At 57.1% G+C, this 13,621-nt stretch carries 9 protein-coding genes; 2 read left to right on the top strand and 7 right to left on the bottom strand.

The features are described 5' to 3' along the window. Positions 1 to 131: 131 nt before the first annotated feature. The 4 genes from CFN46_RS05685 to galE form a co-directional block, all read right to left on the bottom strand. A complete protein-coding gene (locus tag CFN46_RS05685; protein WP_254918418.1) occupies positions 132 to 1,277 on the bottom strand; it encodes a glycosyltransferase family 4 protein in 1,146 nt (381 codons plus the stop codon). Continuing rightward, the gene (locus CFN46_RS05680) at positions 1,274 to 2,626 is read right to left on the bottom strand and encodes a UDP-glucose/GDP-mannose dehydrogenase family protein (protein WP_088742923.1); all 1,353 of its coding nucleotides are present in this window, start codon (positions 2,624 to 2,626) and stop codon (positions 1,274 to 1,276) included. Before CFN46_RS05680 ends, CFN46_RS05685 begins: the two co-directional genes overlap by 4 nt. Position 2,627: 1 nt before the next feature. Continuing rightward, positions 2,628 to 4,478 (bottom strand): phosphoethanolamine transferase, encoded by a 1,851-nt coding sequence (locus tag CFN46_RS05675; RefSeq protein WP_176426415.1) that lies wholly within the window; start codon positions 4,476 to 4,478, stop codon positions 2,628 to 2,630. Positions 4,479 to 4,728: 250 nt separating this feature from the next. Next, complete coding sequence (gene galE, locus CFN46_RS05670; protein ID WP_024952312.1) at positions 4,729 to 5,751, bottom strand: UDP-glucose 4-epimerase GalE; 1,023 nt, start codon at positions 5,749 to 5,751, stop codon at positions 4,729 to 4,731. Between the two features lie 427 nt (positions 5,752 to 6,178). On the opposite strand from galE, the gene CFN46_RS05665 reads away from it, so the two are divergent. After that, positions 6,179 to 7,687: a DASS family sodium-coupled anion symporter gene (locus tag CFN46_RS05665; protein WP_024952313.1), complete on the top strand. Its 1,509-nt coding sequence runs from the start codon at positions 6,179 to 6,181 to the stop codon at positions 7,685 to 7,687. Between the two features lie 91 nt (positions 7,688 to 7,778). On the opposite strand, the gene gltS is transcribed toward CFN46_RS05665, so the two are convergent. Both gltS and CFN46_RS05655 read right to left on the bottom strand, forming a co-directional pair. Further along, the gene (gene gltS, locus CFN46_RS05660; RefSeq protein ID WP_024953409.1) at positions 7,779 to 8,969 is read right to left on the bottom strand and encodes a sodium/glutamate symporter; all 1,191 of its coding nucleotides are present in this window, start codon (positions 8,967 to 8,969) and stop codon (positions 7,779 to 7,781) included. A gap of 480 nt (positions 8,970 to 9,449) precedes the next feature. Further along, complete coding sequence (locus CFN46_RS05655; RefSeq protein ID WP_088742921.1) at positions 9,450 to 11,174, bottom strand: 2-isopropylmalate synthase; 1,725 nt, start codon at positions 11,172 to 11,174, stop codon at positions 9,450 to 9,452. A gap of 575 nt (positions 11,175 to 11,749) precedes the next feature. Here CFN46_RS05655 and CFN46_RS05650 point away from each other — a divergent pair. Continuing rightward, entirely contained in the window at positions 11,750 to 12,238 is a 489-nt protein-coding gene (locus CFN46_RS05650) for an Lrp/AsnC family transcriptional regulator (protein ID WP_024953411.1), read from the top strand. 151 nt (positions 12,239 to 12,389) lie between these two features. Here the strand turns inward: CFN46_RS05650 and hppD are convergent, their stop codons facing one another. Continuing rightward, a complete protein-coding gene (gene hppD / locus CFN46_RS05645; RefSeq protein ID WP_088742920.1) occupies positions 12,390 to 13,469 on the bottom strand; it encodes a 4-hydroxyphenylpyruvate dioxygenase in 1,080 nt (359 codons plus the stop codon). Between the last annotated feature and the right edge of the window lie 152 nt (positions 13,470 to 13,621).

Genomic DNA, 13,621 nt, shown 5'->3' with positions numbered 1-13,621 from the left:
ATCATCACACAGCGGATGGCAAGCATGGCGAGCACTGGCAATAAACCTTTTTGTGACAATTCACTGCCATCAAGCATGAAAAAGCCCTATATCGTCATGGATACAGGGCTTTTAGCATCACAAGAGCGCCATTAGCGTTCGGCCATCAATGCCTCAAAGCTCGCCTTGAGCTTGAGATTCTGCGCCTGATGCGAGTAGTCACGAGCCAGATTCGCCAGTGTTTCTCCCAGCGCTTGCGCATCGCTTTCCAGCAACTGGATACAGCGCTCAGCCCATTGCTCAGCGGTAGATTCAGCTGCCATGACCAACAGCGGATGCTTATCCAGTAACTCTGCAGACCCGACCCGCGCATTCAGCAGTACCGGTGCACCACAGGCCATGGCCTCCAGCGCGACACGACCAAACTCTTCGATATGTGCCGGCAATACGAACAGATCCAATGCGCCGTAGAGCGTTTCAACCTCGGGGATAGTCGAGCGCCACAGCATACGTGCCTCTATACCGACCTCACGCGCCTGTTGCTGGTAAGGCGTGGCATTATCCTTGCCGACGACCAGAAAGCGGTACCGGCCCGGTGAGGCCTGCTCCATCAGCGCCGCCATGGCCACGAAACCCGCCACATTACGCTTGGTGAAGTTACCGGAAGAGACCAGACCAATCAGGAGCTCATCATCACTGACTCCCAGTGACTCACGCTGGACGGCGCGTCCGGCACGCGCCCGCTCGGGCGTGAATTGCTCTGGATCATAGCCCGGGTAACTGATCTCGATCTTGTCACGTGCAATGCCGTAACGACTGATGAGATCTTCCCCCATCATGCGCGAATTGACCGCCACCTGACGAAACTTCCCTCCCTTGAGCACGTGATCGTGTATGGCCGCGACCTCGTGACCGTCTGGCAACTCGCGGCCATGTATGCACTGCGAGGCCAGATGCACGCAGTTGTGCAGATAGACCGTATCCGGGCTCTCGCAATCACCATGACTGATCAAGAGATTCGGCGCATGACGCTTGGACCACGCCTGTACACGACGATTGAACCAAAAGCGGCGGAAAGCACCTTTCAGCGGCCAACGCCACAAGCGCACCAGCTCGGCCCCGTGCTGACGCGAGAGCTCTGGTTTGCCACGCTCGGCCAGAATCACTACGCGATAGCCCAGCGCACGCAAGGCATCCGCCTGTTCAAACGCGTTACGGCTGGCGCCGGTATTTTTCTCGACCTGCCGAATGGCAATAGCCGCAAGCTTCTTGCCGATTCCAGACCGTCCCTCGTTCACGAGGCCTCCCGCGCGGCCAGCATGGAATCCCCACGGCCAACGGCGTAGTACATCAGGCCCGCTGCTTTCATTGCCGCAGGTTCAAACAGATTGCGTCCGTCAACGACGACCGGGAAACCGAGCTGTGCCTTGAGCCACTCGCCATCCAACGTGCGGAATTCCTTCCACTCGGTGCAGATCACCAGCGCATCTGCGCCCTTGACGGCCTGAACGTTGTCAGCCACCAGCACCAGATCATCGCGCTCACCGTAGATACGGCGGCACTCCTTCATTGCTTCCGGATCATAAGCCTGCACCTTGGCACCCGCGGCCCACAGCGCTTCCATCAGCGTGCGGCTCGGCGCATCGCGCATGTCATCGGTATTGGGCTTGAAGGCCAGCCCCCACACTGCGATGGTCTTGCCGGCGAGATCGCCATCGAAGGCGCGTGACAGCTTCTCGAACAGCGTGACTTTCTGACGCTTGTTGACGGCTTCAACAGCTTGCAGAAGCTCAGCGTCATAGCCGACCTGACTGGCAGTACGTGCCAGTGCCTGCACGTCTTTAGGGAAGCAGGAGCCGCCATAACCGCAGCCCGGATAGATGAAGTGGTAGCCGATACGCGGGTCACTGCCGATACCACGCCGCACTTCCTCAATATCCGCGCCGAGCCGCTCGGCCAGATTGGAAATCTCGTTCATGAAACTGATCTTGGTCGCCAGCATCGCATTGGCAGCATATTTGGTCAGCTCTGCAGCTCGCACGTCCATGAACATCAGCTTTTCATGGTTACGGTTATACGGCGCATAACATTCACGCATGCACTCACGAACCTTCTCAGAGTCAGTACCCACCACGATACGTGCACCGCGCGTGAAGTCTTCCAGCGCAGCACCTTCCTTGAGGAATTCCGGGTTGGAGCAGACATCAAAGTCGTGCATCGCACCGCGCTCGTTCAGCACCTCGGCGATGCGCGTGGTGACACGGTCTGCTGTCCCCACTGGCACGGTCGACTTGTCGATGATGACCTTGTAGCCATCCATGAACTCACCGATGGTGCCCGCCACGGCCAATACATACTTGAGGTCGGCACTACCGTCTTCATCCGGCGGCGTGCCGACAGCGATGAACTGCAAAGTGCCATGCTCGACAGCCTGGCGGGCATCGGTAGTGAAGTTAAGGCGCCCCGCTTCGACATTGCGCAGCACCATACTCTCGAGGCCCGGCTCATAGATGGGTATCTCGCCACGCTTGAGACCGTCGATCTTGGCCTCGTCCACATCCATGCACACTACATCATGGCCAACATCCGCCAGGCAGGTACCAGTGACCAGGCCTACATAGCCTGTTCCGAAGACAGTGATGTTCATGTCAGTCCTTGAGCGTTTCTGAGGGTAATGAAGGGGGTGATAGCATGATCGGCGCCGAGACATCCGATGGCGTCACGCCAGCCCCGGGAATCTTGCCCGGCACTGCAAATTCGGTGCCTTTCTCAGGCATGAAACCAGGATTTTCCAACAGCCGCGTCGTCGCCTGAACCGCCTCTTCCAGCTCCTCAGCTCCTGGAGCCAGAGGGCGAGCAAGATAATCGGACGGCAGACTCTCAAAGAAATTCAGACGACCTAGCTGATCCAATACAGGATGGCGTGCACGCGGCTGATAACAAGCCGACCAGGGTGATAGACAGGGCTTGTTACCCGAAAAATGGATTCCCATCCAATCACTGGCCAGGTAAGGAAGGTCAAAGCTGGCAAAGGGCTCATCGGCGTGAGCACGTAATCGCGTCATTTCACGCGTCGGATTGGGCCCCTGACCTGCCTGCCACAGCCACAGGGGGATGCGGTAAGGTGCCTGACTGGGGCGATCACCACCATGCACATAGGCATCGTTGAGCGGATCATGTTCCAGTCCGTGATCCGAGAGATAAAGCACCCCAGCCGGATGTCCTTCAAGGCGCTGGAAGACACCTTCCAGTACCTGATCGGTAAAGCGAATACTGTCATCGTAAGCATCGGTCAGTGGTTTGGTGCTGTCCGGTGTCAGAAAATAACGTAGCGCTTCCGGATACTGCAGGCTCGCCGGCGGATGACTGCCATAGAGATGCAGCACAATCAGTCGCGGCCCCTTGACGTCACGCGCCAACGCCTCATCAAGCGCATCCAGCAGACCATCATCGTAATCACTCATGATGGTCTTCGCGATATCGGCGCGCCGGGCGATCGCAGTGATCCAGGTGTGCTCAGAGCTGATATCAAGCCCCTGCCGCGACAGCCATTCGGTGTGAAATCCTGCCTGATTGGCGAGCGCAATCAGGTTGGCATCCAGATAGCGCGGCGAAAAGGTACGCGGGTCGGTCAAGCTAGCCAGCATCGGTACCGCCAACACTGTTTGCGGCGCCGGTGCGATCGCCTGATCGAACACGACCAGCTGCTCGCGTCGCGCATCAAGATTGGGTGTCGTCGGGCGCGGATAGCCATACAAAGACAGCTGGTCACGCCGCTGTGATTCACCGATCACCAACACGAACACCGCATCGTCAGGTATCCGAGGGCTGCGGGTCACTTTACCGAAATCGTAGTCATCCGCCATCAGTGCCTTGAAGCGCTCCTTTTCCCACCAGGCATGCGAAGTGGTCGCCAGATTCCAGCCCGGTGACACCGCCAACATCGTGATAGGCAGCGGAACGCTCGCACGCCCCCACTGCCAGCTACCCGCCAGTAGCATCAGCATCCAGCCGACAAACATCACTCCACTACGTCTCGCCCAGCGTGAGCGCGCCAAACCTGCGCCATGGCGATTCGCCAAGGACAGCGCCAGCAAAAAGAAGCCCGGCGGCACGATAAGCGCCAGCGGAAACTTGAATAGCATCGCCATCGATTCGCTGCGACTGGTATCCAGCGAGCTCAGTGCAAACGCCAACCCATAGCGGGAATCATAGTAGACCGCACTGACGACACTGGCAGAGAGATTGATGCCTAGCGCCGCCATCAGCACTAGCGTCGACCAGCGCCAGCCACGCCTATGAACGCCCGCCAGCAGGCACGGCCACAGTAGCAAGTTGCCGATCAGGATAAGGCCGCCTTCCAGCAGCCCGTGATAGATCAGTGGCACCACGCTTGCCAACAACGACATCACGACAGTGGCAAGCAGTCCCCCTCCAACACTTGCCTGAGGGCGAACGCCAAACAGGCCATGTCGAAGACACCTGAAAGCACGCTTCACTCTGCCATCACTCGTGGCTGCATGATGTTGGCGATCAGCAGGCATAGGGCGTCCCATCAAAGCTCATGATTTGACCCACTAATACCGGGCGATTCCAGATCGAGCGCAATAGTGAGCTGATGCATGATAAATCTCACGGTAAATCAAAAGGAACGTCCACATGATTTCTGTGGCACATGATACGCAAAAGCGGCCGCGAGTGCTGATCGCGACCGCTCTAATAGACGGAAACCTGACTGCCGTCAGTACCTTACGACTGGCGATAACCATTAGGGTTATTTGACTGCCAGCGCCAGCTATCCGCCATCATGCGGTCCAGCCCCAGCTCAGCCTTCCAGTTAAGCTCATTGAAGGCCTTGTCCGGCTCCGCCCAGCACTCCGCGATATCGCCCGGACGACGCGGCGCGATACGATACGCCACCGGACGACCACTCGCTTTCTCGAAGGCCTTGACCATCTGCAGCACGCTGTAGCCCGTCCCCGTGCCGAGGTTATAGGTATGCACACCATCACGCGCATCACCGGCTAGATAGTCCAGCGCCTTGAGGTGGCCATCTGCCAGATCTACCACATGAATGTAATCACGCACGCCAGTCCCGTCCGGAGTTGAATAGTCATCACCGAACACCGCCAGCTCATCCAGACGACCCACCGCGACCTGGCTGATGTAGGGCACCAGATTGTTGGGGATGCCGTTGGGATCTTCACCAATGGTGCCAGAGTCGTGCGCGCCGACCGGATTGAAGTAGCGCAGCAGCGCAATACGCCAGCTGCTATCAGCAATCGCCAGATCACGCAGCATTTCCTCGACCATCAGCTTGGAGCGGCCGTAGGGATTGGTTGCAGAGGTCGGGAAGTCTTCACGAATAGGCGTAGAAGCCGGATCGCCATATACCGTGGCAGAAGACGAGAACACGATACGCTTGACGCCAGCGCGCGCCATCGCATCACACAGCACCAATGTGCCGCTGACGTTGTTGTCGTAGTAGGCCAGTGGTTTGGCGACACTCTCACCCACTGCCTTGAGGCCTGCAAAATGCACGACGGCCTCGATATCATGACGCTCGAACAGGCTGTCGAGCAGCGCACCATTGCGGATATCCCCCTCAACGAAAGGCACTTCACGCCCTGCAAGCGTTGCCACGCGCGCAAGAGATGCCTCACTGGCGTTGGAAAGATTATCCAGCACCAACACTTGATGGCCGGCTTCCATGAGCGCCAATACCGTGTGAGACCCGATATAGCCTGCACCACCCGTGACCAGAATCATCAATCATCTTCCTTGTGCATATAATCGTGCGATCGTCAGTCGAGCAGCGCCCAGCGCTACATCAACCCTTTTCATGGCAGCTAACCCTACCTGCCGACCTTGTGGCTCACAAGTCCACAGTGGACGACAGCGTCTGTCGCCAGACGGCAACCGGTAGCGTAGCCAGCGGAATATCGTTGCGATTGGGCATTGTCGATATTTCACCTTTCTACCTGCTCGATACCGCCAATATTGGGTAGTGAGCAGGTGCCTAATGCTGAGATAATAGCGCGGTCTCGCACGTCGGAGAAAAGCTCCCACGCCAATATCCGACAGACACCTGACCAATAACATCAATATCGCCTTACTGGCACATCGCCATCATCTATCATGACCCATATGAACAACATGATGAGGAAGTCCGTGGCTGCACGGCTTCTCTGGAGTCAACATGCCTGACCACTCTTCTGATCAGACCACTGATCGCTCAAGCGAAAGCCCTACGCCTGATTCACAACAAGCGCCCCTTGCCGCTCGTGTCGGGCTAATCCTTGGACCGCTATTCCTGCTGCTGACCTGGCTGACACCGCCACCGGGCGGCATGCCGGAGACTGCCTGGCTATGTGTGGGCCTGGCCCTGTTGATGGCGACCTGGTGGGCTACTGAAGCATTGCCTATTCCGGTGACGTCATTGCTGCCTATCGTGCTGGTACCAGCGCTCGGTATCAGTGACATCAAGAGCACGACCGCGGCCTACGCCAATCCCACCATCTACCTGTTCCTCGGCGGTTTCCTGCTCGGCATCGCCATGCAGCGCTGGGACCTGCATCGTCGTGTCGCTCTACATACGCTGAAACTGGCTGGCAGCTCGCCACGCCGCCAGATCGCCGGCTTCATGATCGCGACTGGTTTCATCAGCATGTGGGTCTCCAATACCGCCACCAGCATCATGATGCTGCCGATCGGCATGTCAGTGGTCAGTCTGATGTCCAGTGGCAAGGACGAACGCGATAGTGGCGACCCGGAACTCAAGCGCTACGCTGCCGCCCTGTTACTGGCGATCGCCTACTCCGCTAGCCTGGGGGGTATCGCCACACTGATTGGCACCCCGCCCAATGCGCTGCTGGCAGGTTATCTGGCCAGTGATCAAGGCATCGAGATCGGCTTCGCCCAGTGGATGCTGATCGGTCTGCCGGTCGCGATCGTCATGTGCACCATCACCTGGTGGTGGCTGACACGCACACCCTTTACCTTCAAGGCCAATCAAGACAGCGGCCAAATGATTACACGTGAGCTAGGTGCGCTAGGCACGATGAGCAGCGCCGAGAAACGTGTGGGCATCGCCTTCCTCACCGCAGCATTGCTGTGGATGTTCCGTCCGTTGATCAATCAGGCCGGCTTCGACTGGCTGTCGGATACCGGCATTGCGATGGCGATTGGCGTATTGCTGTTCGCAATCCCCTCCGGCACGGCACGCGGGCGACGCCTGCTGGTGTGGGAAGATGCGCGTGATCTACCGTGGGGCGTGCTGTTGCTGTTCGGGGGTGGCCTGGCACTGGCCGGGGTCATCAAGAGTTCCGGATTGGCGGAGTGGATCGCCGCGCAACTGTCCATCTTCAGCGTGCTACCGCTCATCGGGCTCGTGGGCATCGTGGTACTGGTGATCATCTTCCTGACCGAGGTCACGTCCAATACCGCGACGGCAGCCGCCTTCCTGCCGCTACTCGGCGCGCTGGCACTATCGTTGGATATTGATCCGCTGCTGATCACCGTACCGGCAGCCATCGCCGCGAGCTGTGCCTTCATGATGCCAGTCGCGACGCCCCCCAATGCCATCGTGTTTGCCACTGGACACCTCAAGATTCAAACCATGATGCGCGCAGGCTTCTTCCTGAACCTGGCAGGTACCGTCGTGGTAACTCTGCTGGCCTACGCGCTTATCGTGGCCTTCTGGATGTAACGTTCAAGCTCGTCTTCTGTCCCTGAAAACGACAACACCGGACTCCATTGGAGTCCGGTGTTGTCGTTTTTTACAGGAGATTCGCTCAGGCTTAGAAGAAACCGAGGAAACCCTTGATGATCAGCGAGTTTGCGATATCGATCAGGAAACCACCCACCACCGGTACGATGATGAAGGCTAGCCGCGATGGGCCATGATGCTGGGTCACCGCCTGCATGTTGGCAATCGCCGTCGGCGTAGCCCCCATGCCGAAGCCACAGTTACCTGCGACAAGTACCGCAGCATCGTAGTTCTTGCCCATCAAACGGAAGGTCACTTGAGTGGTGTAAACGAACACCAGCACCACCTGCACCAGCAGGATAGCCAGAATCGGCAACGCCAGGTTGGCAAGATCCCACAGCTTCAGCGTCATCAATGCCAGCGCAAGAAAGACGGATAGGCAGATGTTGCCCAGCACGTCGACCGCATGGCTATTGAGATGCTTGTCACCAAAGGTGCGCACCACATTGCCGATCACGATACAGCTGAACAGTACCCACACGAAGGTCGGTAGCTCGAAGGCAGTGTCAGCCGCAAGACTCTGCAGCTGCTGACCACAGACCACGCCCAATAGCAGCATGAAGAGCGTCTTCAGTGCATTGGCGGTATTGAGCGGATGCTGGACTTCACTCTCATCGTATTCAGATTCGCTGGTCTGGGCGGCAATATCCTGCCCATCGCGCTTCATGCGCTTGATCAGATAACGCGCTGTCGGACCACCGATCAGCGAGCCGAATACCAACCCGAAGGTGGCACACGCCATCGCGACTTCCATGGCGCCATTGATGCCATATTCCTCAGCAAAGACGTTGGCCCATGCCGCGCCCGTACCGTGGCCCCCGGACATGGTGATGGAACCACCGAGTAGACCCAGCACCGGGTCAAGACCGAACAGGCTGGCTACGGCCACGCCAAACAGGTTCTGCAGAATCAGTAGACCGATCACCAACGCGAGGAATAGCACCAACTTGCTGCCACCGGCACGAATCATCCGTATGTCAGCAGACAGACCGACGGAACCGAAGAACAGCAACATGAAGGGGGTCTGCAGCCCACCGAAGAACTGGAACTCATAACCAAGGGCACGTAGGCCGGTCACGATGACAGTGGCGATAAGACCGCCGACCACAGGTTCGGGGATATTGAATTCTCGAAGCACGCTCACGCGTTCGACAATGAGATGGCCAACGACAAGGACAAGCGCCGCCAGCAGCAGGGTGGTGATTGCATCAAGTTGAATCATGCGATACCGATGAGTAGTTGTGGATTGTTCTAGCGGACCTTTTGAACGAGAGGTGCACTGGCGATACTCGACAAGAGGAGGATGGGGACACATCCATTATCTCTCTCATCAGGGAGGCTGCCTTTGCACCGCTTGGAATTGTTGTGTTCTCGAATCCGGTCTGCCACCAGATCGTTATCATTATGCGAGTGCTGCGATGATACGCAGGGATTACACCGGTGCAAGCGCCGATGTTGAACAGCCAGACAACTTCCGACAAAAGTCTATATCACTGCTCGTCAGAGACATTGCCGAACACGCGGTCTGAAACACATCAAACCCCGCGCCACCGCTGGCTTGAGCACCAATGTCTCCTGGCTTGAAGCACAACACCCCCGTTCATCTGAACGGGGGTGTTGTAAGTGCTCCAAACAAGCATTTCAGACATGTTTTGTGACGTATCTCGCAGCGGGCGTCAGGATTTTCACATTTCGTGTTTCATTACACCGATACAGGCGCTGCCTCTTCGGCACGTTCAGCTTCACTGCGAGCATTACTTTCCAGGCCACGATTGACCGCCGAGAGCACCGCCTTGAGCGAGGCACTGACGGTATCACCGTCTTCCGCCATACCGCAGACGCGCTTGCCATCCAGGTTCAGCATCACGAAGGCGACTGCGACGGCATCACTGCCCTCACCGAGCGCATGCTCACCATAATCGACCACGCTGACCGTGGAACCGGTATGGCGCTGCCAGGCATCCATGAAGGCGGAAATAGCACCATTGCCCTCGCCTGCCAACGAGATCTGCTCGCCATGTTCATCCACCAGGGTGGCAGTCAGCTGCTCAGCGCCATCGCGATCCAGACGATAGCCCTTGAGATTTAACGGGGACTCGCGCTTGAAGCTGGCATCCAGAATATCGCGAATCTGCTGACTGGAAAGCTCACCACTGACCTGTTCACTGGCCTTCTGCACGTGCGGTGCCAATTCAAGGCTCATCCAGCGCGGCAGGTTGATGCCGTGATCGCGTTCAAGCAAGAAGGCCATGCCGCCCTTGCCGGACTGGCTGTTGACGCGAATCACCGCCTGGAAGTCACGCCCCAGATCCTGCGGGTCGATCGGCAAGTAGGCGACCTGCCACGGTTCATCTGGCTGCTGCTTCTTGAGGCACTTGCGAATCGCATCCTGGTGACTGCCTGAGAAGGCGGTGTAGACCAGCTCGCCGACCCACGGATGACGCGGGTGTACTGGAAGATTGGTGCACTCGGTGTAGACCTGGATGATCTCATCGGGATTGGAGAGATCCAGCTGCGGGTCGATGCCCTGGCTGTAGAGATTCATCGCCAGCGTGATCAGATCCATGTTGCCGGTACGCTCGCCATTGCCGAGCAATGTGCCTTCGATACGATCTGCACCAGCAAGCAGGCCCAACTCAGCAGCAGCCGCAGCGCCGCCACGATCGTTGTGGGTATGCAGCGAGATGATCGCGCAGTCACGACGACGGAGGTGCTTGATGAAGTACTCGACCTGATCGGCAAAATGATTGGCCGGACCCACTTCTACCGTCGCCGGCAGATTGAGAATGCAGCGATTTTCTGGTGTCGGCTGCCAGACATCCATGACTGCTTCACATACTTCAACGGCATAATCCATCTCGGTGGAAGTGAAGCTCTCCGGCGAATACTGGAACACCCAACGCGTCTCGGGATAGCGTGCCGCATAGTCCTTGACCAATTGCGCACCTTCTACTGCAATGGCCTTGATGCCTTCGCGATCCATCTCAAACACGCGCTCACGCTGCACGGTAGACGTTGAATTATAAACGTGAACAACCGCGTCACGTGCCCCGATCAGTGATTCGTAAGTCCGTGCGATAAGGTGTTCACGGGCCTGCACCAACACTTGAATGCTGACCCCTTCCGGCACTTGATCCTCTTCAATCAACCAGCGCACGAAATCGAAGTCCAATTGACTGGCAGATGGGAAGCCTACTTCGATTTCCTTCAGACCGATCTTGACCAGCAGCTTCCACATCAGTTTCTTCTGCTCGACCGTCATCGGCTCCAGCAGTGCCTGATTGCCATCGCGTAGATCGACACTGGCCCATAGCGGCGCCTGAGTCACTGTACGCGACGGCCACTGGCGGTCGGTCAGCGCCACAGGTGTCACGGGGCGATATTTAGTGTGGTCGAACGCAGCACTTGGCGTGGATGCAGCAATCATAAACGTATCCTTGGCGGTCTGGGCGCGTGAACAAGGTAGCGTCTTGGCACCTGATTATGGTGATTCGATGGCACCTTTCGCACTCAGCAGTGTCCCAATAGGGGCGCCTGAGTGAATGTAAAGTAACGAGGGCCTTATGAGTCTCGTCTCTGAAAGCTTGCCGTTAGCGTCGCAGGCAAGCAAGCCACAATGCATATGCAAGTCAGAGTGCATAAGCCAGAGCGTGCAAGACCAAGACAGAGTGCACATGGACCGGGCCGCTCGATTGTGTAAAACCATGGCACCGGATCACGGCTACCAACAGCGGGCAAGGCAGAAAGGACGGGGTGACCGCACTATTCCTGTCAGCAGGACCGTCTCGATCAGAAGTCTCCTGCTTTACCGCTTTACCGAACGAAAGAGGCGTGTGGCCAGCGCCGGCAGCTTACATTGCGCAGTGACCTGAAAGGTCGCCAAGCAGTGAATACAGTATATGCCGCATATCAGGGCGGACGATTGCGAAAATCACATGACATCGCCATCTTAACAGCAGATTATTTTACCATTCACATATTCACCGCTAATGGATTGCGAAAATGAGCCAGAACATCACTTTCCCTACGCTGGATCGCTTTGATCGTCGCATTCTAGATGAGCTTCAGCATTCAGGACGTATTAGCAACCAGGAGCTCGCCGAGCGCATTGGTCTGTCACCGTCACCCTGCCTGCGTCGCGTACGTGCTCTGGAAGAAAGTGGCATGATCCTGGGCTACCGTGCTCAGATCGATGCTCGCAAGCTGGGACTGAGTCTGATGGCCCTGCTGCATATCTCAATGGATCGACACACACCTGAGCGTTTCGCCAATTTCGAGGATACGATCGCCAGCCTGCCACAGGTCATGGAATGCCTACTGATCACTGGGCAAGAAGCCGACTATCAGCTCAAGGTCGTCGTGAAGGACATGGACGACTATCACGATCTGCTGCTAAAGCAGATTACGCGTATCGAAGGTGTAACCGGCGTGCATTCAAGCTTTGTGCTGCGCCAGGTCATTGATCACCAGCGCGTACCAACGGCATCCTGAGCATTCATCACCAGTGCCTACCGAGACATCCGTAACGACAACGCCCCACCGAGTCTCGGTGGGGCGTTGTCGTTTGCAAGAGTAGTCATCCGCTGTTACTCAGCTTGAATACTCATCTGAACATCACTTGATCCTCAGGAAAACTTCACTATCACTCTGCGTCCAATACACCGCGACGAATCTGATCTTCCTCGATGGACTCGAACAACGCCTTGAAATTACCTTCGCCGAAACCGTCGTTACCCTTGCGCTGAATGATCTCGAAGAAGATCGGCCCAATCACGGTCTCGGTAAAGATCTGCAACAGTACGCCTTCGCCCGGCGCGCCATCGACCAACAGATTCAGCGCTTTGAGATCCTCGACCTTCTCTTCGTGATTCGGCACCCGCGCATCGATCTTCTCGTAATAAGTCGCCGGAGTAGACAAGAACTTGACCCCATTAGCCTTGAGCGCTTTGACCGTGGCGTAAATATCGTCGGTTGCCATCGCCAGATGCTGAATGCCCTCACCGTTATACTCACGAATGAATTCCGCGATCTGTGAATTGTCATCGGCAGACTCATTGATAGGAATGTGCATCTTGCCGCACGGCGCAGTCATGGCCCGTGAGAATAGGCCGGTCATCTTGCCTTCGATATCGAAATAACGGATTTCGCGGAAGTTGGCGATACTGGAGTAGAAGCCGGCCCAAACGTCCATCTGTCCGCGGCCGACATTGTGGGTCAGGTGATCCAGCGTATGCAGGCCAACGCTGTTGCTATTCGGCACCGCGCCTTCAATGGCGACGAAATCAGTCTCGTAAATTGATTGCTCACGATTGTGGTCCACAAAGTAGAGCACTGAGCCACCAATGCCCTCCACTGCTGGAATGCCCACTTCGCCAGGCCCGACCGGATGCACGACACTGCGTGCCCCGTGAGCCAAGGCGTAACGATGAGCCTGCTCGGCATCCGTGACACGCCACGCCATTGCGCAAGCACTCGTACCGTGTGCGGTAGCAAAGGCCGCCGCGGGAGAGTCGGGTTCAGCGTTCAGTACCACATTGATGCCCTGCTGCTGGAACAGGAAAACCTGCTTGGAACGATGACGACGAGTCTCAGTAAAGCCGAGCTGGTTGAACAAGGCGCGCAGCCCTGCAATGCCAGCAACATCTGGCGCCGTAAACTCGACAAACTCGAAGCCGTCAGTGCCGATAGGGTTGTGCTGTTCAATACGCGCAGGTGCATTCATGAGGGACGCTCCAGGTGTCAGGCTGCCGAAACATGAGCCGGCAAGAAAAAGGGAAAAGCACAAAAGCCGTCAGATCAGACATTGGGCGTGGGCGTGGGCGTAAGAGTAAGAGTAAGAGTGAGCATGGTCGCTGCCACTTCACTCTCTCCGCC

It is taken from the genome of Cobetia sp. QF-1, from assembly GCF_002213105.1.
Taxonomy (GTDB): domain Bacteria; phylum Pseudomonadota; class Gammaproteobacteria; order Pseudomonadales; family Halomonadaceae; genus Cobetia; species Cobetia crustatorum.
This window is presented reverse-complemented; position numbering and strand designations above follow the sequence as displayed.

What these genes read in the sequence shown, in the direction of transcription:
- gltS (WP_024953409.1), bottom strand. Translation starts at nt 8,969, where the DNA reads ATGATTCAACTTGATGCAATCACCACCCTGCTGCTGGCGGCGCTTGTC.
- CFN46_RS05665 (WP_024952313.1), top strand. Translation starts at nt 6,179, where the DNA reads ATGCCTGACCACTCTTCTGATCAGACCACTGATCGCTCAAGCGAAAGC.
- CFN46_RS05655 (WP_088742921.1), bottom strand. Translation starts at nt 11,174, where the DNA reads ATGATTGCTGCATCCACGCCAAGTGCTGCGTTCGACCACACTAAATAT.
- CFN46_RS05650 (WP_024953411.1), top strand. Translation starts at nt 11,750, where the DNA reads ATGAGCCAGAACATCACTTTCCCTACGCTGGATCGCTTTGATCGTCGC.
- hppD (WP_088742920.1), bottom strand. Translation starts at nt 13,469, where the DNA reads ATGAATGCACCTGCGCGTATTGAACAGCACAACCCTATCGGCACTGAC.
- CFN46_RS05680 (WP_088742923.1), bottom strand. Translation starts at nt 2,626, where the DNA reads ATGAACATCACTGTCTTCGGAACAGGCTATGTAGGCCTGGTCACTGGT.